This is a genomic window from Mesorhizobium sp. SP-1A, from assembly GCF_032460275.1.
GTDB lineage: Bacteria > Pseudomonadota > Alphaproteobacteria > Rhizobiales > Rhizobiaceae > Mesorhizobium.
On record NZ_JAVXZD010000004.1, the window covers coordinates 191018 to 212241 of the forward strand.

The 21224-nt window shown below is 64.8% G+C and carries 23 protein-coding genes; 16 read left to right on the forward strand and 7 right to left on the reverse strand.

Going from position 1 to position 21224, the window contains the following annotated elements; all coding sequences use genetic code 11:
- Positions 1 to 18 precede the first annotated feature (18 nt).
- Positions 19 to 726: a phosphate signaling complex protein PhoU gene (gene phoU, locus QU595_RS19265; protein ID WP_315924879.1), complete on the forward strand. Its 708-nt coding sequence runs from the start codon at positions 19 to 21 to the stop codon at positions 724 to 726.
- 15 nt (positions 727 to 741) lie between these two features.
- The gene (gene phoB, locus QU595_RS19270; RefSeq protein WP_315924881.1) at positions 742 to 1431 is read left to right on the forward strand and encodes a phosphate regulon transcriptional regulator PhoB; all 690 of its coding nucleotides are present in this window, start codon (positions 742 to 744) and stop codon (positions 1429 to 1431) included.
- Between the two features lie 19 nt (positions 1432 to 1450).
- Here phoB and QU595_RS19275 read toward each other — a convergent pair whose 3' ends face one another.
- Positions 1451 to 2674, reverse strand: a complete 1224-nt coding sequence (locus tag QU595_RS19275) for an ROK family protein (protein WP_315924882.1) — start codon at positions 2672 to 2674, stop codon at positions 1451 to 1453.
- 237 nt (positions 2675 to 2911) lie between these two features.
- Between QU595_RS19275 and xylF the strand changes: the two genes are divergently transcribed.
- From xylF to QU595_RS19295, 4 genes are all read left to right on the forward strand, one after another.
- Entirely contained in the window at positions 2912 to 3952 is a 1041-nt protein-coding gene (xylF, locus tag QU595_RS19280; protein ID WP_315924884.1) for a D-xylose ABC transporter substrate-binding protein, read from the forward strand.
- 199 nt (positions 3953 to 4151) lie between these two features.
- Positions 4152 to 5468 carry a sugar ABC transporter permease gene (locus tag QU595_RS19285; RefSeq protein WP_315924886.1) on the forward strand — a complete coding sequence of 439 codons (1317 nt, stop codon included), beginning with the start codon at positions 4152 to 4154 and terminating at the stop codon, positions 5466 to 5468.
- 15 nt (positions 5469 to 5483) lie between these two features.
- The gene (locus QU595_RS19290) at positions 5484 to 6290 is read left to right on the forward strand and encodes an ATP-binding cassette domain-containing protein (RefSeq protein ID WP_315924888.1); all 807 of its coding nucleotides are present in this window, start codon (positions 5484 to 5486) and stop codon (positions 6288 to 6290) included.
- Positions 6291 to 6438: 148 nt separating this feature from the next.
- The gene (locus QU595_RS19295) at positions 6439 to 8055 is read left to right on the forward strand and encodes a CHASE domain-containing protein (RefSeq protein ID WP_315924890.1); all 1617 of its coding nucleotides are present in this window, start codon (positions 6439 to 6441) and stop codon (positions 8053 to 8055) included.
- Positions 8056 to 8152: 97 nt separating this feature from the next.
- On the opposite strand, the gene QU595_RS19300 is transcribed toward QU595_RS19295, so the two are convergent.
- The 4 genes from QU595_RS19300 to QU595_RS19315 all read right to left on the reverse strand — a co-directional run bounded on the left by QU595_RS19300 (position 8153) and on the right by QU595_RS19315 (position 10820).
- Positions 8153 to 8401, reverse strand: coding sequence for a YMGG-like glycine zipper-containing protein (locus QU595_RS19300; RefSeq protein WP_315924892.1), 249 nt, complete (start codon positions 8399 to 8401; stop codon positions 8153 to 8155).
- Positions 8402 to 8576: 175 nt separating this feature from the next.
- Positions 8577 to 9566 carry a sensor histidine kinase gene (locus tag QU595_RS19305; protein ID WP_410000541.1) on the reverse strand — a complete coding sequence of 330 codons (990 nt, stop codon included), beginning with the start codon at positions 9564 to 9566 and terminating at the stop codon, positions 8577 to 8579.
- Positions 9567 to 9769: 203 nt separating this feature from the next.
- Positions 9770 to 9934: a DUF1328 domain-containing protein gene (locus QU595_RS19310; protein ID WP_315924896.1), complete on the reverse strand. Its 165-nt coding sequence runs from the start codon at positions 9932 to 9934 to the stop codon at positions 9770 to 9772.
- Between the two features lie 91 nt (positions 9935 to 10025).
- Positions 10026 to 10820: a response regulator gene (locus QU595_RS19315; protein WP_315924898.1), complete on the reverse strand. Its 795-nt coding sequence runs from the start codon at positions 10818 to 10820 to the stop codon at positions 10026 to 10028.
- A gap of 217 nt (positions 10821 to 11037) precedes the next feature.
- Between QU595_RS19315 and QU595_RS19320 the strand changes: the two genes are divergently transcribed.
- Together QU595_RS19320 and QU595_RS19325 are read left to right on the forward strand one after the other, a co-directional pair.
- A complete protein-coding gene (locus tag QU595_RS19320) occupies positions 11038 to 11235 on the forward strand; it encodes a NepR family anti-sigma factor (protein ID WP_315924899.1) in 198 nt (65 codons plus the stop codon).
- 3 nt (positions 11236 to 11238) lie between these two features.
- On the forward strand, positions 11239 to 11787 hold the full coding sequence (locus QU595_RS19325) for an RNA polymerase sigma factor (RefSeq protein WP_315924900.1): 549 nt from the start codon (positions 11239 to 11241) through the stop codon (positions 11785 to 11787).
- Positions 11788 to 11796: 9 nt separating this feature from the next.
- Here the strand turns inward: QU595_RS19325 and QU595_RS19330 are convergent, their stop codons facing one another.
- Positions 11797 to 12231, reverse strand: coding sequence for a response regulator (locus QU595_RS19330; protein WP_315924901.1), 435 nt, complete (start codon positions 12229 to 12231; stop codon positions 11797 to 11799).
- A gap of 113 nt (positions 12232 to 12344) precedes the next feature.
- Here QU595_RS19330 and QU595_RS19335 point away from each other — a divergent pair, with 113 nt between their 5' ends.
- The 4 genes from QU595_RS19335 to QU595_RS19350 all read left to right on the forward strand — a co-directional run bounded on the left by QU595_RS19335 (position 12345) and on the right by QU595_RS19350 (position 14371).
- A complete protein-coding gene (locus QU595_RS19335) occupies positions 12345 to 13103 on the forward strand; it encodes a Crp/Fnr family transcriptional regulator (RefSeq protein ID WP_315924903.1) in 759 nt (252 codons plus the stop codon).
- Positions 13104 to 13190: 87 nt separating this feature from the next.
- Positions 13191 to 13526, forward strand: a complete 336-nt coding sequence (locus QU595_RS19340) for a hypothetical protein (RefSeq protein WP_315924905.1) — start codon at positions 13191 to 13193, stop codon at positions 13524 to 13526.
- Between the two features lie 4 nt (positions 13527 to 13530).
- A complete protein-coding gene (locus tag QU595_RS19345) occupies positions 13531 to 13998 on the forward strand; it encodes a hypothetical protein (RefSeq protein ID WP_315924906.1) in 468 nt (155 codons plus the stop codon).
- A gap of 199 nt (positions 13999 to 14197) precedes the next feature.
- Positions 14198 to 14371: a hypothetical protein gene (locus QU595_RS19350; protein ID WP_315924907.1), complete on the forward strand. Its 174-nt coding sequence runs from the start codon at positions 14198 to 14200 to the stop codon at positions 14369 to 14371.
- A gap of 4 nt (positions 14372 to 14375) precedes the next feature.
- Here QU595_RS19350 and QU595_RS19355 read toward each other — a convergent pair whose 3' ends face one another.
- Positions 14376 to 15278 carry a diacylglycerol kinase family lipid kinase gene (locus QU595_RS19355; protein WP_315924908.1) on the reverse strand — a complete coding sequence of 301 codons (903 nt, stop codon included), beginning with the start codon at positions 15276 to 15278 and terminating at the stop codon, positions 14376 to 14378.
- 279 nt (positions 15279 to 15557) lie between these two features.
- On the opposite strand from QU595_RS19355, the gene QU595_RS19360 reads away from it, so the two are divergent.
- The 4 genes from QU595_RS19360 to QU595_RS19375 all read left to right on the forward strand — a co-directional run bounded on the left by QU595_RS19360 (position 15558) and on the right by QU595_RS19375 (position 21203).
- Positions 15558 to 16862, forward strand: a complete 1305-nt coding sequence (locus QU595_RS19360; RefSeq protein WP_315924909.1) for a PRC-barrel domain-containing protein — start codon at positions 15558 to 15560, stop codon at positions 16860 to 16862.
- 218 nt (positions 16863 to 17080) lie between these two features.
- Positions 17081 to 18013: a VOC family protein gene (locus QU595_RS19365; protein ID WP_315924910.1), complete on the forward strand. Its 933-nt coding sequence runs from the start codon at positions 17081 to 17083 to the stop codon at positions 18011 to 18013.
- 9 nt (positions 18014 to 18022) lie between these two features.
- The gene (locus QU595_RS19370; RefSeq protein WP_315924912.1) at positions 18023 to 18694 is read left to right on the forward strand and encodes an alpha/beta hydrolase; all 672 of its coding nucleotides are present in this window, start codon (positions 18023 to 18025) and stop codon (positions 18692 to 18694) included.
- A gap of 262 nt (positions 18695 to 18956) precedes the next feature.
- Positions 18957 to 21203, forward strand: coding sequence for a diguanylate cyclase domain-containing protein (locus tag QU595_RS19375; RefSeq protein WP_315924914.1), 2247 nt, complete (start codon positions 18957 to 18959; stop codon positions 21201 to 21203).
- Positions 21204 to 21224: the final 21 nt, after the last annotated feature.

Genomic DNA, 21224 nt, shown 5'->3' on the forward strand with positions numbered 1-21224 from the left:
GCGAAAGAAGACAGGACCATGAGCGAACATATCGTCTCCTCCTTCGACGAAGACCTGAAGCAGGTCGGCAAGCTGATGCGCGACATGGGCGAACTCGCCGGGGCAATGGTCGCGGATTCGACCCGGGCCCTCATAGAGGCCGACAACGCGCTGGCCCAGCGCGTCGTCTCCGACGACGCCATCATGGACGCGCGCCAGCGCGAACTGGACACGCGCGCCATCACGCTGATCGCCAAGCGCCAGCCGATGGCCGACGACCTGCGCTCGGTGGTCGGGGCGATCCGCATGGCCGGCGATTTCGAACGCATAGGCGATCTCGCCAAGAACATCGCCAAGCGCGTCGGCGCGGTCGGGCAGGGCATGGTGCCGCGCGAGCTGGCGCATTCCATCGACTCGATGGCGGAACTGGTGCTCGAGCAGGTGTCGGGCGTGGGCGAGGAATATGCGGCAGGCAATGCCGCCGCGCTGGCGACGCTGCGCGACAACGACGCGCGCATCGACGAGAAATACACCTCCGTGTTCCGCGAACTCCTGACCTACATGATGGAGGACCCGCGCAACATCACCGCCTGCACGCATCTGCTGTTCTGCGCCAAGAATCTGGAGCGCATCGGCGACCATGTGACGAACATCGCCGAGAATGCCTATTATGTGCTCACCGGCGAGCAACTGTCGCCCAACCGGCCGAAACATGACGAGACGGCCATGTCGGCGCCTGCGGCGTAAGGACGGGACAGCCAGATGATTGCACCGCGTATCATGGTGGTGGAGGACGAGGAGCCGCTGGGCGTTCTGCTTCGCTACAATCTGGAATCCGAGGGCTACCAGGTCGAGGTGGTGGCGCGGGGCGACGAGGCCGAGATCAGGCTGCAGGAGCACGTGCCGGACCTGCTGGTGCTGGACTGGATGGTGCCGGCGGTGTCGGGCATCGAACTGTGCCGACGCCTCCGGATGCGGCCCGACACGGAACGGCTGCCGGTGATCATGCTGACGGCGCGCGGAGAGGAAAGCGACCGCGTGCGCGGGCTTTCCACCGGCGCAGACGACTATCTGGTCAAGCCGTTCTCGATGCCGGAATTCATGGCACGGGTGAAGGCGCTGCTGCGCCGGGCCAAACCGGAAGTGCTGTCTTCGGTGCTCAAGGTAGGCGACATCGTGCTCGACCGCGAGTCCCACCGCGTCTACCGCAAGAAGGCCGAGATCAAGCTCGGCCCGACCGAGTTCCGGCTGCTGGAATTCATGATGCGGCATCCGGGCCGCGTGTTCTCGCGGGCGCAACTGCTCGACAATGTGTGGGGCGAGACGATCTATATCGACGAGCGCACGGTGGACGTCCATGTCGGGCGGCTGCGCAAGGCGGTCAACAACGGCCGCATGCCCGATGTCATCCGCACCATCCGCGGCTCCGGCTACGCGATCCGCGAAGACTGATTACCGACGGGGAGTTTGCTTATCCGGCGGGCTGGCCTTGCTGGCCGGGCGCCAGGATCTCCTGGTCGACGAAGGTCAGCGCGCGCATGGCGCAGCCTTCGCGGATCAGGGCGAGTTCGTCCGGCTCCGTATCGAAGGAGATGGAGCCTGAATGCTGGCCGCCCGCCGTGCGGGCGATCGCCTGCCGCAGCGCGGGCTCGATCAGGTCGAAAGCCGTGGCGCCCACGCCGACCATGGTGACGGGCGCCGGGTCAATGAGCGCGAACAGGCTGCCCAGCCCATAGCCGAGCGCCTCGCCGGCCTTGCGATAGGCTTCGCGTTCCGGCCCCTCCGCAGCGCGCGCCTTGTCGGCCAGCGCCTTCATGTCGGCGTCGCCGATGTCTGCCGGGGGCGTGTCCTCGCCGAGGCCGTGGGCGTTGCGCCAGATCGCATAGTTGCCGGCATAGGCTTCCACGCAGCCGCGCCGCCCGCAGCGGCACAGCGCGCCGCCGGGCCGGTGGATCATGTGGCCGAACTCGCCGCCCGAGGAATGCGTGCCGACGAACAACTCGCCATTGAGCACGATGCCCATGCCGATGCCGTGCGACAGCAGCATGGCGATGAAATCATGGCGATAGCGGTCGGTGCCGCGCCAGCGCAGCCCCACCGCCATCATGTTGCAGTCGTTTTCCATCGTGGTCGGAATGCCGAAGACGTCTTCCAGCACATCCGCCAAGGGAATGTCCGTGTGCGGGGTGATCGGCGACCACAGCATGGTGCGGGCGCGGGAATCGGTTATGCCCTGCACCGCGAGCGCGATGCGCAGCACGCGCCTGCCCGCAACCGCCGGATCCCGCAGCCGGTCGCGCACGATCGAAACGCAGGCGTCCGCCAGCGCGGCGCGGGGCAGGGCGAGCGTGTCCAGCCGGCGCTGCTCCTCGGTGACGACGCGGCCGGCATAGTCGATCACCGTGACGGCCAGGAAATTCAGGGACAGCACCAGGGTCACCACCGCGGCGGCCCGCGGATCGAGTTCCAGTCCGATCTGCGGCCGCCCGCGCTTCAGCGGCGAGGCGCCGCCACGGCTCTGGGCAAGCACGCCTTCGGCGATGAGATCGGACGAGATGGCCGAAATGGTCGAATTGCTGAGGCCGGTGATCGCCGCGATCTCCGTGCGCGAAGGCTGGCCGCTGCGCCGCACGGCCGCGATCACCATGGCGCGGTTGCTCCGGCGCAGGTCGTCGTGGCGGATGCCGACGGTCATGGGCTCGTCTTCCTCGCGCCGATACCGTATGATCATCTCTCGGCTTTCGACCAGATAGTGGCAGAATAGCGGTCCGCTGTCATATATTAATTTCGGAGCTCGAAAAAAATTATGACGCCGCGCGAATCCCCGTTGACAGCCGCCTTCGCTTAGGTCACGCTTTTTTCGAAGCTCGAAAAAAAGCTTCGATACGGCCCGTAGAAGTTCGCAGGCGCCGTTGGGCGCAGGGAGGAAATCATGAGGAAGATCACTGCCGCCGTTCTGGCGGGCGCCGTCATGTCGCTGGCCCTGGTGTCGGCCGCCGAGGCCAAGGGTAAGGTCATCGGCGTCTCCTGGTCCAATTTCCAGGAAGAGCGCTGGAAAACCGACGAGGCCGCGATGAAGAAGGCGATCGAGGCCGCCGGCGACAAGTACATCTCGGCCGACGCGCAGTCCTCAGCCGAAAAGCAGCTTACCGACGTCGAGAGCCTGATCAGCCAGGGCGCCAATGCGCTCATCATTCTGGCGCAGGATGCCTCCGCCATCGGACCGGCTGTGCAGAAGGCGCTGGACGAGGGCATTCCGGTGGTCGGTTATGACCGGCTGATCGAGAACAAGGACGTCTTCTACCTGACCTTCGACAACAAGGAGGTCGGCCGCCTGCAGGCGAAGGGCGTCTTCGCGGTCAAGCCGGAGGGCAACTATGCCTTCATCAAGGGCTCGTCCGCCGATCCGAACGCCGACTTCCTGTTCGCCGGCCAGATGGAGGTGCTGAAGGGCGCCATCGATGCCGGCAAGATCAAGAATGTCGGCGAGGCCTATACCGACGGCTGGCTGCCGGCCAACGCGCAGAAGAACATGGAGCAGATCCTGACCGCCAACGACAACAAGGTCGATGCGGTGGTGGCCTCCAACGACGGCACCGCCGGCGGCGCGATCGCGGCGCTGCAGGCACAGGGCCTTGCCGGTTCCGTTCCGGTTTCGGGCCAGGACGGCGACCATGCCGCGCTGAACCGCATCGCGCTCGGCACCCAGACCGTGTCGGTGTGGAAGGACGCGCGCGAGCTCGGCAAGAACGCCGCCGAGATCGCCTCGCAACTCGCCGACGGCAAGAAGATGACCGACATCCCGCATGTGCAGGACTTCACCACGCCCGGCGGCAACACCGTCAAGTCGGTGTTCCTGACCCCCGTCGCCATCACCAAGGACAACCTCAACGTGGTGATCGACGCCGGCTGGATCAAAAAGGACGAAGTCTGCGCCGGCGTGAAGGCCGGCAGCGTCCCCGTCTGCAACTGAGGCCGACATCGACGCCTCTGCCGGTTTCGCCGTTCGCTCGAACGGCGAAACCGGACTTCTTCGAGCTTTCGCAATTCGGCAGGCGCCGCGCCTTCGTGAAATCGCCTCGGCGTCTTTCTTTCGACTTCTATGGAAGTCGGAAAATCCGTAGACTCGGGTGTCGGAGGCTGCGCCAGACGGACCCCGGCGGGAGGAGATCATGACCGACACGACCACCGGCCAGCCGGTCGACACGGCACGCGCATCCGAAATCGGAGCGGTCGGCCGCTTCCTCAAGGCGACCGAACTGGATGTGCGCATGCTGGGCATGGTGGCGGCGCTGATCGTCATCTGGGTCGTCCTGCATCTGCTGTCCGGCCGCCTGTTCCTGACGCCGCGCAATCTCTGGAACCTGTCGGTCCAGACCTCGTCCGTCGCCATCATGGCGACCGGCATGGTGCTGGTCATCGTCATGCGCAATATCGACCTGTCCGTCGGCTCGCTCGAAGGCGTGCTGGGCATGGTCATGGGCGTGATGCAAACCGAAATCCTGATCCGCGTCTTCGGGCTGTCGCTCGGAAATCCCTGGATCTGGCTGCTCGCGCTGGCCGCGGGGCTGCTGCTCGGCGTCGTCATCGGCGCCTTCCAGGGCTTCGTCATCGCCTATATGGAAGTGCCTTCCTTCATCGTCACGCTCGGCGGCCTGCTGGTGTGGCGCGGCGCGGCCTGGTGGATCACCAGCGGGCGCACCGTGGCCCCGCTCGACGCCACCTTCCAGCTCATGGGCGGCGGCCCGCAGGGCTCGATCGGCGCGACCTGGAGCTGGGTGGTCGGCCTCGTCTCCTGCCTTGCGGTGGCCGCGCTGCTGGTCAATGGCCGCCGCCAGCGCAAACGCTTCAAATTCCCGCAGCGCCCGATGTGGGCGGAGGTGTTCCTGGGGGCGGTGGCATGCGCCGCCATCCTCGGCGCGGTCTGGGTCGCCAACTCCTATCCCTGGCCGATCGGCATCGTGAACCGGTATGCCGCCGCACACAACATCACCGTTCCGGAGGGCGGGCTGTTCATCGCCCACGGCATCGCCATCCCCGTCCTGATGGCGGTCGCGGTCGGCATCATCATGACCTTCGTCACCAACCGCACCCGCTTCGGCCGCTATGTCTTCGCCATCGGCGGCAATCCGGAGGCGGCCAACCTGGCCGGCATCAACACGCGCTGGATCACGATGAAGGTGTTCATCATCATGGGCGTGCTGGCGACGGTCAGCGCCGCGATCTCCTCGGCGCGCCTCAACGCTTCCACAAACGCGCTGGGCACGCTGGACGAACTACTCGTCATCGCTGCGGCCGTCATCGGCGGCACGTCTCTGGCGGGCGGTTCGGGCACGGTGCTGGGTGCCATGCTCGGTGCGCTGCTGATGCAGTCGCTGCAATCGGGCATGGTGCTGCTGGGCATCGATTCGCCACTGCAGAGCATCGTCGTCGGCGCGGTTCTGGTCATCGCGGTGTGGCTCGACACCGTCTACCGCAAGCGCGTCTAGGACCGGGAGGACACCATGGCCGATACCGAGCTTCGCGATCCCGACACGGCGCCGCTGGTGGATCTGAGAAACATCTCCATCGCCTTCGGCGGCATCCGCGCCGTCGACGACGCCTCCGTCGATCTTTATCCCGGCGAGGTGGTGGCGCTGCTCGGCCACAACGGCGCCGGCAAATCCACCCTGATCAAGATATTGTCCGGCGCTTACAAACGCGACGCCGGGCAGATTTTCGTCAACGGCGAGGAGGCGTCCATCTCCAATCCGCGCGATGCCAAGAAATACGGCATCGAAACGATCTACCAGACGCTGGCGCTGGCCGACAATGTCGACGCCGCCGCCAATCTCTTCCTCGGCCGCGAACTGAAGACCGGCTGGGGCACGCTCGACGACGTGGCGATGGAGGCGGAGGCGCGCAAGGTGATGGGGCGGCTCAATCCGCGCTTCCAGCGCTTCAAGGAGCCGGTGGTGAAACTGTCGGGCGGCCAGAGGCAGTCCGTGGCGATCGCCCGCGCCATCCTGTTCAACGCCCGCATCCTGATCATGGACGAGCCGACGGCGGCGCTCGGCCCGCAGGAAACCGCGCAGGTCGGCGAACTGGTCAAGCAACTCAAGGCCGACGGCATCGGCATCTTCCTCATCAGCCACGACATCCACGATGTCTTCGACCTTGCCGACCGCGTCTGCGTCATGAAGAACGGCCAGGTCGTCGGCACGGCGCGCACCCAGGACGTGACGCAGGACGAGGTGCTGGGCATGATCATCCTCGGCAAGTGCCCGCCCGGCGCCATTCCGGGCCCGGGGGCGCTCAAGATCGCCGCTTAGGCGGTAAACATAGCCGGCTAGTTTCATGCCGGCATGGGCCATGCCTGTCGCGGCATGAAGCAATGTCATCGCTGTGGCATACGTGCCATTGTGTTGGCACCGGGGTTTGCTATGAAGGGCTCCCCGACTGACCCGAGTGCATCAGCCTTTGAAAAAGCTCTTTCCGATCATTGCGTTCGTAGCTGTCGCGTTGATCAGTCTGGCGATGGCGGGCTTTGCCTATTTCGCCACCCAGGAAGCCGCCCGAATCAAGTTCGAGGCGACGGTGGACGATGCGGTGAACCGGATCGAAAGCCGTGTCGACCTGCATCTGTCGCTGCTGCGCGCCACCGCGGCCCTGTTCGATGCCCATGACGGCAACGTGGCGGCCGGCGAATTCAAGGAATTTTTCGACGCGCTCAACATAAGCCAGCATTTCGCCGGCCTGCGCGGCATCGGCTATCTCAAGCTGATCAAGCGGGGCCAGGAAGCAGCGGTGGAACGCGACATCCGGTCAGGCACCGGACTTGAGCGCAAGATCTACCCGCAGACGGACCAGCCGCTGCGGGCGCCGATCGTGCTGTTCCAGCCGCTCGGCACGGGCAACGCCGCCTTGATCGGCTACGACATGATGACCGACCCGGTGCGCCGTGACGCGATCGAGCAGGCGATACTGGACAACAAGCAGCACGCGACCGGGCCGGTGATGCTGGGAGAGAACACCGGGGCGGAGCAGATCTTTCCCGGGTTCCTGGTGTTCGTTCGGCTGATGGTGAAGAGCGGCCCCGGCACGGATGCGACCCCTTCGGTCGGCGGCTTCCTGTATACCGCGTTCCGGGCGCGCGACCTGTTCCAGACGGCGCTGGCCAAGGCGCCGCTCCTGCCTGTCAATATCGAGGTCTACGACCAGAAGCTTGATCCGGACCACCTTCTTTTCCGGTCCGAGACGCCGCCGTTGGCGTCCCTGGGGCAGCACCTCGTCGCTCAACGCGGGGTCGAGGTCGCCGGGCGGAAGTGGCAGATCCTGTTCCGGCCGACCAGCGCCTTCGTCCCTCCGTCCTCGCGCCTGGTGCCGATCACGCTGGGGCTGTTCGGATTGCTGCTGGCGGGCGCCATCGCCCTGGTGGCGCGCTACCAGGAACGGGCTTACGACGCCGTTTCGCTATTGCACGAAACAACGGAAAAGAGCCTGCTCGAGAAGGAGCTGATGCTCCAGGAGATGAAGCACCGCATCAAGAATTCCATCGCGCGCGTCCTGGCCATCGCACGGCAGACCGCCGCCGGGGCGACCGACGTGCGGGAATTCTCGACCTCGTTCGCGGCCCGCCTGCAGGCCATGGCCGCCTCGCAGGATATGCTGACCCGCTCACGCTGGCAGAAGGCCGATCTCGGCGACCTGCTTCGGATCGAACTTGGCCAGGTGTTCGGCAAGGAACTGCCTAACGATCTGCTGTCGGGGCCGCAGGTGCTGCTGGACGAAACGACGACGCAGGCGCTCGGGCTGACCTTCCACGAACTGGCCACCAACGCGCTCAAATATGGCGAGGCCGGCAACTCGGTCGGTGCGCTTAAAGTGAGCTGGAAGACCGAACGGGCGCGGCAGAAACGCGAGCTCGTGCTTCATTGGCGCGAATCGGGCCACACCAAGCTCGAGATGCCGAGCAAGACCGGTTTCGGCACGAAGCTGATCGACATGAACATCACGCGCGAGCTCGGCGGAACGATCGAGCGCCAGTTCGAAGAGGACGGACTGAAGGTGAAGATCAGGATACCGCTGCAAGCCTGACGGACGCCGCTGTTGCAGCGGCGCCGCCGGAAGGCTGCCCGCGCAAACAAAAAAGGGCCGGCGCTTGCCGGCCCTCTTTCGTTCGCCTGAGACCCGATCAGTTGCAGCGGGCGGTGTAGATGCGACCGGTGCGCGGGCTGCGATACTGGCAGTATCCGTTGCGCAGGTTGCGAACCAGAAGGCCGGAACCGGCGCCCACGGCCGCACCGATGGCCGCACCCTTCCAGCCGCCGACCGCGCCGCCGATCAGGGCACCGGCGCCGGCACCGACGCCGACGTCCTGTTCGGTCGTGGTGCAGCCGCTGACAGCCGCAACCATAGCCACCGCAATCATTATCTTACGCATCTGAAATTCCTCTCACTTGATGTCCCTCGCTTTACAGCACCCATTCCTCTAGCACGGAGGCATGGATTTCGTCCGCCAGAAAGCTTTTTCTGGCTAAGATAGTGTTTCTCCGGCCATTTCAGCCGGATTTACCTCCACATACTTGCACGAACGTCCCCATCATCCGCAAGCGATCTCACTCGGTCTCGAAATTTCCGTGGGGCACGACGAGCGTGTAGTTGAGGTGCTCGTTGGCGATGTCGAGCGTGGCCGTGCCGTTCAGCGAAACCGGCACCACGCGTTCCAGCGCGACCGATCCGAACCGCTTGCGCCCGCGCTTCCTTTCGGTTCCCGGCAGGCGCTCGCTCCATATCAGCGACAGCGAGGTTTCGCCGTCAGTGCCGTTGAGGCCGGCGGTCACGGCGACGCTGCCGTTGGGTTGAGACAGCGCGCCGTAGCTGACCGAGTTGACCGCCAGTTCGTGCATGGCAAGGCCGATATGCAGCGCGGCGTTCGGGTTGAGGAAGGGGTTGGCCCCCTCGAAACGCAGGCTGTGTTCCGGGTCTGCGCCATAGCGCGCGACCTGGCCGGCGACCAGTTCACGCAGTTCGGCGCCGCGCCAGTTCGACGAGGTCACGAGGTCCTGCGAGGAGGCGAGGGACTGCAAGCGGCCGCGAAAGCGGGTGAGGAAATCGGAAATGCTGTCGGAATGACGGCCCGTCTGGCTCGCGATGCTCTGGATGATGGCGAGCAGGTTCTTGGAACGGTGGCTCACCTCGCGCAGCAATGTCTTCAGCGTCTGCTCGCGCCGCTTCTGCTCGGTGGTTTCCACCTTCGTGGTGAGGATGCCCTGCACCTCGCCTTTGCGGTCGAAATCGGGATCCACCCAGATTTCGAACCAGCGCACCCCGTTCTCGCCGGGGATGCTGATCTCGAACCGTTCGGAGTTGCCGGACGCGATGACGTTCCTGCGTGCGGCCTCTATCCGCTCCGATTGCGTTTCGGGGAGGAAATTCTGCAGGCCGCCGCCTTCCGCATGCGACACCCACGGAGCCAGCATGTTGCGGGCCCATACGGTCTTGAGATCCTTGTCCTGGTACAGGACGGCCACCCCGGCATTGCGCAAGGCATTCAACAACGCCCGCCCGAGTTGATCCTCTTGCAAGCCCGACTGCGGCGACATCATCTCGCCACCATTCGTGTTGTCCACCCTGGAAACCATATGCCTAGCTGCCGCCGCGCCTCCCTTGATTGCCTAAATTAGCGGATATCCGTTCAAGAAAGGTTCCGCCGGACCTCATTTCCCTGCGGATCTGGGGCCCGGCGGCGGCTGGAAACCGTTTGAGGGGTGCGGCTTCCAGTTTGCCTTGGAACTGGTTCCGGCAGGCCTCACGCGCGCCTGAAAAGCCCCGCCAGCAACGAGATGATCAGGAACGCCAGGAATATGAAGAACAGGATCTTGGCCAATCCGGCCGAAGCGCCGGCGATTCCACCGAAACCGAGCGCGCCGGCTATGATTGCCACGACAAGGAACACAAGGGCCCAGTAGAGCATCGTCAAACTCCTTCCGATGTTGCGGCAAAACGTCGGGCCGCTGACATTTGTTCCGGATCGTCGTGTAAATTATGCCTGTCACGGCGCGGTTTCACGCGGCGGCCTTGGCGTGGCGGTCGAAGAACAATGCCTGACTTATCAGTGCCTTGACCATGTCCGGGTTGAAGGGCTTGGTGACGAGGAACGCCGGCTCCGGCCGCTCGCCGGTGAGCAGGCGCTCGGGGAAGGCGGTGATGAAGATCACCGGCACGGGCGAAGCCGACAGGATCTCGTTGACCGCCTCGATGCCGGAACTGCCATCGGCGAGCTGGATGTCGGCGAGCACCATTTTCGGGTGCGTCCTGCCGAACATCGCCACGGCTTCGGCGTGCGTGCGGGCGATGCCCACGACGCGGTGGCCGAGGCTCTCCACCATCTCCTCGATGTCCATGGCGATCAGCGGTTCGTCCTCGATGATGAGCACTTCGGTCGCGACCTGACGCGAAATCTCGTCGCTCGCCTCCGACAGCAGTTCCGAGAAGGTCTCCTCGTCCACGTCGAGGATTTCGGCCGCCTCGGCTTCGGAAAAACCTTCCACCGCCACGAGCAGGAAGGCCTGGCGCGGCAGCGGCGCCAGCGCATTCAGGTTGGCTGCGGCACGCTGCTCCCAGCCTGCCTGCGCTTCCTCCTGGGGCACGCGGATGGCGACGGAGGTGAACAGCCGGGCGAAGACCTTGTAGATGGCGATGCGGTCGCTGGACGCTTCCGGGAAAATGCCCGAATCGGCGATAATGGCCTCGAGCATCGCTGCGACCATGGCGTCCCCGCTTTCCTGGGAACCCGACACGGCACGCGAGAAACGGCGCAGATAAGGCAGGTGTGGAGCGATGGTGGCGGACAGGTTCATTGTGGACGTCTCCCTCAGCGGACGTGAAAAGGTCGGGCGCGCGCGGGCGCAGCACCCTCAAACGCTTACTGCCGCAAAAAGTTCCGATACGGTGGAACTAATGGATGGGCAAGACGTTCTGGACCGATCGGCCGGAGGAGGAGCCGCTTGCCTTGCGCCCGGGTGGCTGGGGCACCCGTCTCGAGACAAGTGACAAGGCAAATATTGAGGGCGAAACGTGAAAGAAGCAACGAAAACCGCAACGGCGGACACCGCTGGGCGCCAGCTTTCGGGCGATCCCTTGGGAACGAATTCCGAAATCGGCCGCAAGCTCAAACAATATTACGATGATCTGGTTTCCGACGAGGTGCCTGACCGCTTCGCCCAGTTGCTGGCGCAATTGGAACAGACCGAAGCCGCGCATAAGAAGGGCTGACGCATGGGGGCTTCGCAAGGCTTCAAGACCGACCTGCTTGCCTCGATCCCGAGCCTGAGGGCATTTGCGGTATCGCTTACGCAGAATGCCGACCGGGCCGACGATCTCGTGCAGGAGACGCTGGTCAAGGCATGGGACAAGCAGCAGAGCTTTCAGCTCGGAACCAATCTGAAGGCGTGGCTGTTCACCATCCTGCGCAACGAATTCTATTCGCAGATGCGCAAGCGCGGCCGTGAGGTGCAGGACAGCGACGGCGTCATGACCGGACGGCTGGCCGTTCATCCCGCCCAGCACGGCCAGCTCGATCTGAAGGACTTCCGCGCCGCGCTGGAGCAGCTTCCGGAAGACCAGCGGGAAGCGATCATCCTGATCGGCGCCTCGGGCTTCTCCTATGAGGAGGCGGCCGAAATTTGCGGCTGCGCGGTCGGAACCATCAAGAGCCGGGTCAGCCGCGCCCGGTCGCGCCTGCAGGATATCCTGAAGATTTCCGGCGACGACGAGTTCGGGCCGGACGCGATCTCGGCCCAGGTCATGGGCTCGTCGGCGGCCTGAGCCTTGGCGTCAGTCCGCGGCGCTCCCGCGCCGCAGGGCTTGCGCCAGTGCTTCCACGAGGTCGTTGCCGGCATAGGGTTTTTCGACGAAGCCTACCCCCGGCAACAGGGCGCCGATCTCCTCCGTGGTCAAATAACCGGAGGCGATGACGAAAGGCATGCCCAGCGCGAGGAGGCGGCGCGAGAACTCGAGCGTCGATTCCCCGTTCAGCATCATGTCGACGATCGCCGCGTCGAAATGCTTGCCCAGGCTGTCGGCCTCGATCTCCGACAGGTTCTGGACGATGGTGACGTCTTCGGCGCCATTGTCGCGGCATAGCTGCTCGACATCCATGGCGATCAGATATTCGTCTTCGAGCACGACGATACGCACGCCTTCGAGCGGCAGCGCAGATTCTTCCGGCAGTGGAGACATGTGCGACACCCCTGTTTCGACCTGCCTCATGCCCGCAATCCGCCGCCGCGTCATTTAAAAAAGACATATTGCGGTGTAGACGAGAGGAACTTTTTCCGCGCGCAAGGCGTTGAAGTCCACTTTTCCCACCACAGAGGGGCTACATGGCGGGGCAAAACGAGGGATCTTCCACACGCCGTTATCCGTGCGAAAAATGCCCGCTGAGGCCGTTGCCGCTGTTCCGCGAATTCGAAAGCCAGGAACTGGCTTTCATCAGCACCTTCAAGAAGGGCGAGCTTGCGGTCGACAAGGGCGCCACGGTCCTGGTGGAGGGAAGCCACAGCGCCCATCTCTATACGGTTCTGTCGGGGTGGGGCTTCCGCTATAAGCTGTTGGACGATGGCCGCCGCCAGATCCTCAACTACGTCATGCCGGGCGACCTGATCGGGCTGCAAGGCACGGTGATGGGCGAAATGCAGCATTCCATCGAGGCGCTTTCGCCTCTGCTTTTGTGCGTGTTCGAACGCGAGCAGTTGCCGGAACTCTACCGCAAGCATCCCGGCCTCGCCTTCGACATCACCTGGCTCGCCGCGCGCGAGGAGCGCATGCTGGACGAGAATCTGCTCAGTGTCGGGCGCCGGTCGGCGCTGGAGCGGGCGTCCTATCTCATCGCCTTCATCTTCGCGCGGGCGACCGGCCTGGGACTGAACGACAGCAAACCGATGCAGATTCCGATCACCCAGCAGCATATCGCCGATACGCTCGGCCTTTCGCTGGTCCATACCAACAAGACCTTGCGCAAGCTGTCGTCACGTGGATTGATCGTGTGGCGCGACGGGGGCTGCGAAGTGATGGATCCCGAGGCGCTGCAGAAGCTGTCCGGCTGGAGCGGGCTCGGCGATACGCGCCGCCCTCTGGTGTGAGCGACAACGCTGCCTGTACGCGCGCTCTGTTTGGGGAACCTTACGTCGCAAGCTACGTTTGAAGCCGGAGAACCGTAGGAGTTGAGAATGGCCGCGAACGAAAGCAAATCGATCAAGTCGTCTCCCGAGGCGCAAACCGCGTCCGAGCTGGAAGCCGATATCCGACAGCTTCGGGACGATATCGAGAAGCTTACCAGGCAATTGGCGGCCACCGGCCAGCAAGGCTACGGCACGGCCAAGCGTGCGGCGGCCGAGGGCGTCGAACAGTTGCGGGTTCAGGGGGAGGCAGCCATGGAGAGCCTGCGCGGCAACGCAAAGGAACTGGAAGAGCAGTTGCTGGCTACCGTTCGCGAAAAGCCGGTGACCTCGCTGGCGATCGCGGCCGGTATTGGCTACCTCTTCGCGCTGCTGTCGCGTCGCTGACGCCATGGGGCTGCTGACATCGCTGATCACCGGTCTTGCTTCCGGTGAAGCGTATGCGGCGCTGAGGCGCGCTCGGCTGGCCGCGATCCTCTATTCGCTGGCCGGCCTGTGCTGCCTGTGCGGCATCGGCTTCCTGATAGGCGCCGCCTTCATCTGGTCGGAACGGCATTTCGGTCCCATGGCGTCCGCGCTGGGCTTCGGCATCGGCTTTCTGGTCCTTGCCGGAGTGTTCGTGCTGGCATTCCGCATTTCGGGCAGCAGCCGCAGGCGGCGGCGCGAAAAGCGCCGCAAGGCGGACATGACGGCGATCGGCGTTTCGACCGCACTGGCGCTTCTGCCGACATTGCTGCGGGGCAAGGGCAGACTGAGCCTCCTGGCCAGTCCGATCGTGGCGCTCGCTGCCTATGCGATCTATCGCGAGAATGCCGGACGCCACAACGACGACGACCGGGATTCCGGCGCGGGCATATAGCCGACCGGCGGGCCGGACCGAAGGCGCGGCCGCCGGCGATGGCGGCGCGTCCAGGCCGACATTTGGTTTCCCGCACCGGCCTGGCGGAAGCCCGGCAGGAACATTTTCCGGGGGGCGGTCGTTAGCCGTCAGGAACCCTTCTGAAATCCAAGCGCCTCGAAGCAGCGCTTCATTGGCGCCAACCAACGGAGGTCGATCCGTGGTTAAGACCGTTCCCGAAAACAAGGCCCGTCAGGGAAGGCTGGGCCGTCCCGTCCTCATCATCCTCATCGCCGCGTTGCTGCTGGCCCTCGCCGCGTGGGGCGGGGTCGAGCTCTATGGCGAGATGATCAAGACCCCGGCCACCCAGCAGAACCAGACGACAGGCGGCTGATCGGCTACGTATTGGCGGGAACCAGCACTTTCAGCGCGCCCGGATGCTGCTCGAAAATGGTCTCGTTCTCGAGGCGCACCAGCTCGCCGTCCATTACGGCTTTCCAGCGCCGGCGCCGGCCGCGGATCTTCAGGACGACCTTCTTGCCCTGGTGCGTCTCGACATGCGGGCTGTCGTGCCATTTGCCGCGCACGGCATCCAGCACCAGACGCAGCAATTCCGTTTGCCGCTGCGCCATCATCACATAAACGCCCAGCACGCCGCCGGCCGGATCGTCGGCGTAGGGCAGATAGTTTCCGCCGAAGAGGTTGTTGGTCACGCCCAGTCCGGTCGCGCGCGCGTCGATCTCCACGCCGTCGATCGTCAGCGCCACGTCCATCGAGCGGGGGTTCCTCAGTGCGATCCAGGCGGCACGCACGGATGCGCGCATTTTGCCGAGGCGCGAGCCGAATTCCATCTTTTCGCGCAAGGCCACCATCCGGGCGTGCATGCCGGTGGAAAACTGATGAATGAAGGGCTGGCCGTTCGCGGTCACGATATCGGCGGACGCGATCTCTCCGGTGGCGAACGTCTCTATGGCGTGCTCGAGCGTCTGCGGAATCCGGAGGCTGCGGGCGAACAGGTTCATGGTGCCGGCCGGCAGGACGGCGAGCGCCTTCGGCGAATCCATCAATCGCGCCGCGGCCGCCGATATGGTTCCGTCGCCGCCGCCGGCCATCACGACATCGAAGCCTTCGCGTGCGGCTGCGCGGTCCAGAGCCTTGGCTATGTCGCGGCCATGCACGATTTCGATGTCGAGCTCGTGCCCGGCTCGTTCAAGCACCTCGCGCAGGGTTCGAGAGAGCGCGTCGAGGTCGGTGGTGCGCAAAGTGCCGCCGTCCCGGTTCAGCACGACCGCAAAGCGCATTTTGCCTCCGTCGGTTCAAGTCGTTGAATTGGAAGTCGTTTTCCTGTTTGGCGAAGTGCTTGCCATGGCAGATGGGAAGTGCCGGCCGTGCCCGCAACCCCTGCCGCATCCAAAAGGTTCCCGGAAAAATCGCCCGACGCCCGCGTGCCTGGTCCGATCTCGGAACAAGACGGCGGTCACGACGTTGTGAATTCGTTGAGATGCCGCGCTCGGCTTTCCCCGCGACGGTTCTGCCGGGCGCGGCGTGCATGAACAAGCACGCACGAGGAGTAAACTATCATGATCCGCAAGCTTTTGGCCACGACCGCGCTGGCCATGGTCGCCGCCTCTGGCGCCCTCGCGCAGGACACGACCGCGCCAGCTCCCGCGGCACCCGCAACGCAGAATGCCGCACCGACGACCCCGGCCGTCAAGGCGGAGGGGCAACTCGCCACCAATATCATCGGTGAAAGCGTCTACAACGGGACCGGGGACAGCGCGCAGAATATCGGCAAGGTGACGGACGTCGTCTTCGACAAGGACGGCCAAGCCAAGTCGGTCGTCATCGGCGTCGGCGGCTTTCTGGGCGTCGGCTCGAAGGACGTGACCTTTGACTTTTCCAAGCTGCAATGGGCCGAGAAGAACGGCGACCGCTGGCTCGTCGCCAAGACGACCAAGGAGCAGCTGACGGCGCAGCCGGCATTCGACGACACGCCGTTCAAGCCGGCACAGCCGCCTGCGGCCGCGCAGCCATCGACAACCACGGCGCCCGCGACCGACAATACCGCGCAGAACGCACCGGCCACGGCCCCCATCGAACCGGCCAAGCCCGCGTCGATCGACCAGGGCCAGCTCGCCTCCGCGATCATCGGTGAGAACGTCTATAACGGCACCGGCAGCGACGCGCAGGATATCGGCAACGTCAACGACATCGTCCTGTCCAAGGAGGGCAAGATGCAGTCGCTGGTGATCGGCGTCGGCGGCTTCCTCGGCCTTGGGCAGAAGAACGTCGCCTTCGATCACGACAAGGCCAAGCCGATGGAGCGCGGCGGCGATCGCTTCCTGGTGGTCGAGGCCACCAAGGAGCAGTTGCAGGCGCTGCCCGACTTCGACCGCAAGGCCTATGACCCGGCGCCCGCGGCGGCAGCCGCCGGGGCGGAAACGGCGCCGACCATGACGCCGACGACCGATACGGCGCAGAACTCGACTGCCGGCGAGCAGGCAGGCAAGCCGGACACGACCGAGACCGCGGCGATCGACAAATCCACGCTCACCGCGCTGCCGGAGGACAAGATCAGCGCCGACAACCTTATCGGCACGACGGTCTATGGGTCGAACGACGCCAAGGTCGGCAAGATCGGCGACATCGTGCTGAGCAGCGACAACAAGGTCGACGCGATCGTCGTGGATGTCGGAGGCTTCCTCGGCATCGGCGCCAAGCCGGTCGCCATCGGCATGGACAACCTGAAATTCATGACCGACAAGGACGGCAAGAACTACCTCTACACGAACTTCACCAAAGAGCAGCTCGAAGCGCAGACGGCCTATGACAAGGGCAGTTACGCCGAGAACCGCGACAAGCAGCGCATGGTGCTGAAGCCGTAAGGTCGCGTTGGGAGGAAAGCGAGCCCGCGCCGGAGAGCGGCGCGGGCTTTTTCTCGTTCCGGCTCCGGCCGACTTGCAGGCTGCCAGTGAACGAATGCTTTTGATCGTTCACTTTTGCAGCACAGTCCTTCCGGTGTTCGCGCCCTTTGCCGTCCGGTGCTGCGACCGCATATTGGCGGGGAGAGCGGCGGCTGCCGCCAAAAAGGGAGCGAAGCACCATGCTCGACCAGATCAAGGGACTGCATCACGTCACATCCATGGCGGCGGACGCGCGCCAGAACAACGATTTCTTCACGCATAAGCTCGGCTTGCGCCGCGTCAAGAAGACCGTCAATTTCGACGCGCCCGACGTCTATCATCTCTATTATGCCGACGAGCTCGGCACTCCGGGCTCGGTGATGACCTATTTCCCGTTTCCGCATATCAGCAGGGGCCGGCCGGGCGTAGGCGAGGTCGGCACGACGGTGTTTTCGGTGCCGGAAGGAACGCTGGGCTATTGGGAAGACCGCTTTGCCAAAGAAGGCGTCGGCGGTCTGGCCCGCGAGGAACGGTTCGGCGAGAAGCGGTTGACCTTCACCGGCCCCGACGGCGACCGTTTCGCGCTGGTGGAAGACAAGGCCGACAGCCGCGCGCCCTGGGCCAGAGGCGGCGTGCCGGCCGACGAGGCCATCCGCGGCTTCCATTCCGTATCGCTCCGGCTGAGGGACGCGGGCGCCACGGAGGAACTGCTGAAATTCATGGGTTATGAAGAAATCGACCGGGAGGGCGCCATCCGGCGGCTGTCGATCGAGAACGGCAACGGTGCCGATCTCGTCGACATCGAGACCTTGCCGGGAGCGCCCGTGGCCGGCCTCGGTGCCGGTTCGGTTCATCATGTCGCCTTCGCGGTGGAAGACCGCGCGCGCCAGCTCGAGGTCCGCAAGGCGCTGATGGATACGGGCTATCAGGTCACGCCGGTCATCGACCGGGATTATTTCTGGGCGATCTATTTCCGCACCCCGGGCGGCGTGCTGTTCGAGGTGTCCACCAACGAACCGGGTTTCGACCGCGACGAGGACACGGCACATCTGGGCGAAGCGCTGAAACTGCCGGCCCAGCACGCGCATCTGCGGCCATATCTCGAACAACACCTGCAGCCGCTCGAGGATTAGGAGATCGCCATGGCAAAGGACGCCTATGTTCATAAGGTGCTGCCCGGAAAGCCGGGCGGCCCTCTCCTGTTCGTCTTCCACGGCACCGGTGGGGACGAGAACCAGTTCCTGCCGCTCGGGCGCGACTTCGTTCCGGCGGCGACCGTCATCTCGCCGCGCGGCGATGTCTCCGAATTCGGCGCGACCCGCTTCTTCCGGCGAACCGGCGAGGGCGTCTACGACATGGACGATCTCGCGCGGGCGACGGGAAAGATGGTCGGGTTCGTCGAAGCCCATGCCGCCGACGCTGGTGCGTCGACGGTTCTCGGGCTCGGCTATTCCAACGGTGCCAACATTCTGGCTTCGGCCCTCTTCGCCCGGCCGTCGCTGTTCGACGCGGCGGTGCTGATGCATCCGCTGATTCCGTTCCGCCCCGATATAAGCGGAAGCTTCGCCGGCCGGCGTGTTCTGGTGACGGCCGGTCGCCGCGATCCCATAGCTCCGGCCGATCTGACGGAACAACTGGCGGCCGGTCTGAGAGGCGGCGGCGCCGACGTGACAGTCGAATGGCACGAAGGCGGCCATGAGCTGCGCGCGAACGAGATCGAAATGGCAAGATCGTTCCTGTCGGAAGCGGCGCAGCGCCGCCCGGACCCGGCCGTATTCCGACAAAGCACCGACCGGACCGCAAACGGGCGCTAATTCATCGCCGGGACCTGAAAAACGAGCGCGAGAAATGCGCTCGTTTTTTATCGTCCTGCAGCGCCTGCGCCTGGTTAATCGACAAATCTGGCGCTTTATGGCTCGACAATCGGCTACACACGTATAACGTGTAGAAAATTGCTTAAGCATGACTATGCGCGAGTTCCTGTCCGCCGGCCTTCGCTTGTTTTCGGCAACTGTTCCTTAAGGGCGTTTCGCCATGGTCCAACCATAACGTGTGGCGTGAGGCGGAGCAGTTTAAGTGACAGCGGGGAATGAAGCCGGTTCCAGCCCGCGCAAATGCCTGGACGCGGCGTTTCTTGCCGCCGGCTTTTTCGTAGCCGGCTCGGTTTCGATCCTGGTATCCCGGTTCAGCGACGGCATCGCGGGGGTCTGGTTCGCCAACGCGCTTGCTTTCGTGATGCTGGCGCGTCGCGCGAGGCGGCCGGGCGTTCTGGATTTCATCGCGCTGGCGGCAGGCTCGCTGGCGGTTAACGTCGTTTTCTTCAGCGATCTCGCGACGGTGCTGATCCTGCCCTTGATCAATGCCGGGCAGGTGATGCTTTCGCTTTACCTGGTCCGCAGGGCGGTGGGCGGGCCGCCGTTGCGGATCGCGAACGCGGGCGAGTTCGTGCAGGTCCTGGGCCTGGCCGGCATAGCGGCCACGGCGGCGGCCGTGCTGGTGTTCTTGCCGGTCACCAGCTGGTATGGAGGCTGGCCGCCGCTTTGGACCGGCTGGACGCTGATGTCCGCCAACGCCCTCGGCTACGCCATGGTGCTGCCGCCGCTGCTGTTCGGCTCACGCGCGGCCTTGGCAAAGCTCAGCAGCTTCGACGGGTTCGCACGCGTGGCGACGGTATGCCTCGGCTCTGCGGGCGCCGGCTGTTTGTCGCTGGCGTGGAGCGAATTCCCCTTTGCGCTGGCCATGCTGCCGTCGTTGCTCGCGGCGCTTTATCTGACCGTGTTCGAGGCGGCGCTGGTCTGCAGCTTCACCGGAGCGGCGCTGATGGCCGGTGCCATGGTCGGGCTGGTGCCCGGCCACGGCCACGGTGCCGCCGCGTTCAGCGGCGGGTTCCAGCTGGCCGTCGCGATCGCCGTGCTGACGCCGCTGATGGTGGCGCAGTTCGTGCAGCAGATCGTTGAGGGCCGCCGGCGCATAGCGGATGCCGAGACGCGCTGGAATTTTGCGCTGACAAGTACGGGGCAGGGCATCTGGGATCTCGACGTGCGCAAGGGCCGCATCTCCTATTCGGATGGCTGGGCGAAACTGCTGGGATATGAACCGGACGAGCTGGACGGCGATCCGGATCATTGGCTGACCCTGATCCATCCCGACGACCGGCAAGCGGTCGAGACGGCGGATCGAGCGCATCAGGACGGCAGGACGCCGTATTTCGAAGCCGAGTTCCGCATACGCCGCAAGGACGGGCGGTGGATCTGGATACTGGACCGAGGCAAGATCATCGAGCGCGACGGCGACGGCAACGTCGCGCGCGCCATCGGGAGTTTCACCGACATCACCGCCCGCAAGGAGGCGGAACAATGGCTTGTGCATTCCGCGGCCATGCTCGAGGCCGAGAAGGAGCGTCTGCGCGTCACCTTGCAGTCCATCGGCGATGCGGTGATCTGTACCGATCCCTTGGGCTCCGTGACCTTCATGAACCCGATCGCCGAGAAGCTCACCGGAGTGGCGGCGACGGAGGCCATAGGGCGGCCGCTGGCGAAGGTCTACATGGCCGTGGATGAAGACACCGGCCAGCCTCTGGACCTTGAAGCCATATTCAACGGCCGTCGCCTTGTCGACCACAACAGCCGCGCCGTTTTGCTGAAACGCAACGGCACCCGATGCAGCATCCGCCAGGTCATTTCCTCCATCCGGACCGGGGAAGGCAAATGCGACGGCTCGATCATCGTGTTCCAGGATTTTACCGACGCCCGCACGCTGCAGCGCCAGCTTGCCTACGCCGCCGCGCATGATGCGTTGACCGGCCTGCCGAACCGCTCAAGCTTCATCCGCACCATGAAGGCGCTGGTCGAGACCGCGCAGGCCGGCAGCATGTCGCGCCAGTTCATGTTCATCGATCTCGACCGGTTCAAGCGGGTCAACGACACGGCGGGTCATGCCGCGGGCGACGCGCTGCTGAAACTGTCGGCGCAGGCGATCAGGAATGCGCTCGGGCCGGGCGATATCGTCGCCAGGCTCGGCGGGGACGAGTTCGCCGTGCTGCTCAAGTCCGGCTCGGCCGCCGCCGCGGAAATCACCGCGAAAACGGTAATCGAGGCGGTTCTCGCCCTGGAGTTCGTGTGGAACGATCACGTGCACCGGATCGGCGCCAGCATCGGAATCGCGCCGGTCGACGCAGATAGCGGCGAGGTCGATGAAATCATCGCACGGGCGGATGCCGCCTGCTATGCCGCCAAGGCGGCCGGCCGAGGCTGTTTCCGCATCGCCGTGGCGGGCACCGCCGAAACCCCGTTCCTTCCCCCGGCGGTGGCCGCCGGCTCATGACCTCGCGGCCGGCGGTCCCGA

Bases quoted from the DNA above. Each gene is read 5' to 3' on its own strand.
- QU595_RS19325 (WP_315924900.1), top strand. From the start codon at position 11,239: ATGGGGGCTTCGCAAGGCTTCAAGACCGACCTGCTTGCCTCGATCCCG.
- QU595_RS19275 (WP_315924882.1), bottom strand. From the start codon at position 2,674: ATGACCGTCGGCATCCGCCACGACGACCTGCGCCGGAGCAACCGCGCC.
- xylF (WP_315924884.1), top strand. From the start codon at position 2,912: ATGAGGAAGATCACTGCCGCCGTTCTGGCGGGCGCCGTCATGTCGCTG.
- QU595_RS19305 (WP_410000541.1), bottom strand. From the start codon at position 9,566: ATGATGTCGCCGCAGTCGGGCTTGCAAGAGGATCAACTCGGGCGGGCG.
- QU595_RS19330 (WP_315924901.1), bottom strand. From the start codon at position 12,231: ATGAGGCAGGTCGAAACAGGGGTGTCGCACATGTCTCCACTGCCGGAA.
- QU595_RS19340 (WP_315924905.1), top strand. From the start codon at position 13,191: ATGGCCGCGAACGAAAGCAAATCGATCAAGTCGTCTCCCGAGGCGCAA.
- phoU (WP_315924879.1), top strand. From the start codon at position 19: ATGAGCGAACATATCGTCTCCTCCTTCGACGAAGACCTGAAGCAGGTC.
- QU595_RS19315 (WP_315924898.1), bottom strand. From the start codon at position 10,820: ATGAACCTGTCCGCCACCATCGCTCCACACCTGCCTTATCTGCGCCGT.
- QU595_RS19370 (WP_315924912.1), top strand. From the start codon at position 18,023: ATGGCAAAGGACGCCTATGTTCATAAGGTGCTGCCCGGAAAGCCGGGC.
- QU595_RS19365 (WP_315924910.1), top strand. From the start codon at position 17,081: ATGCTCGACCAGATCAAGGGACTGCATCACGTCACATCCATGGCGGCG.
- QU595_RS19360 (WP_315924909.1), top strand. From the start codon at position 15,558: ATGATCCGCAAGCTTTTGGCCACGACCGCGCTGGCCATGGTCGCCGCC.
- QU595_RS19335 (WP_315924903.1), top strand. From the start codon at position 12,345: ATGGCGGGGCAAAACGAGGGATCTTCCACACGCCGTTATCCGTGCGAA.
- QU595_RS19355 (WP_315924908.1), bottom strand. From the start codon at position 15,278: ATGCGCTTTGCGGTCGTGCTGAACCGGGACGGCGGCACTTTGCGCACC.
- QU595_RS19290 (WP_315924888.1), top strand. From the start codon at position 5,484: ATGGCCGATACCGAGCTTCGCGATCCCGACACGGCGCCGCTGGTGGAT.
- QU595_RS19285 (WP_315924886.1), top strand. From the start codon at position 4,152: ATGACCGACACGACCACCGGCCAGCCGGTCGACACGGCACGCGCATCC.
- QU595_RS19345 (WP_315924906.1), top strand. From the start codon at position 13,531: ATGGGGCTGCTGACATCGCTGATCACCGGTCTTGCTTCCGGTGAAGCG.
- phoB (WP_315924881.1), top strand. From the start codon at position 742: ATGATTGCACCGCGTATCATGGTGGTGGAGGACGAGGAGCCGCTGGGC.
- QU595_RS19300 (WP_315924892.1), bottom strand. From the start codon at position 8,401: ATGCGTAAGATAATGATTGCGGTGGCTATGGTTGCGGCTGTCAGCGGC.
- QU595_RS19310 (WP_315924896.1), bottom strand. From the start codon at position 9,934: ATGCTCTACTGGGCCCTTGTGTTCCTTGTCGTGGCAATCATAGCCGGC.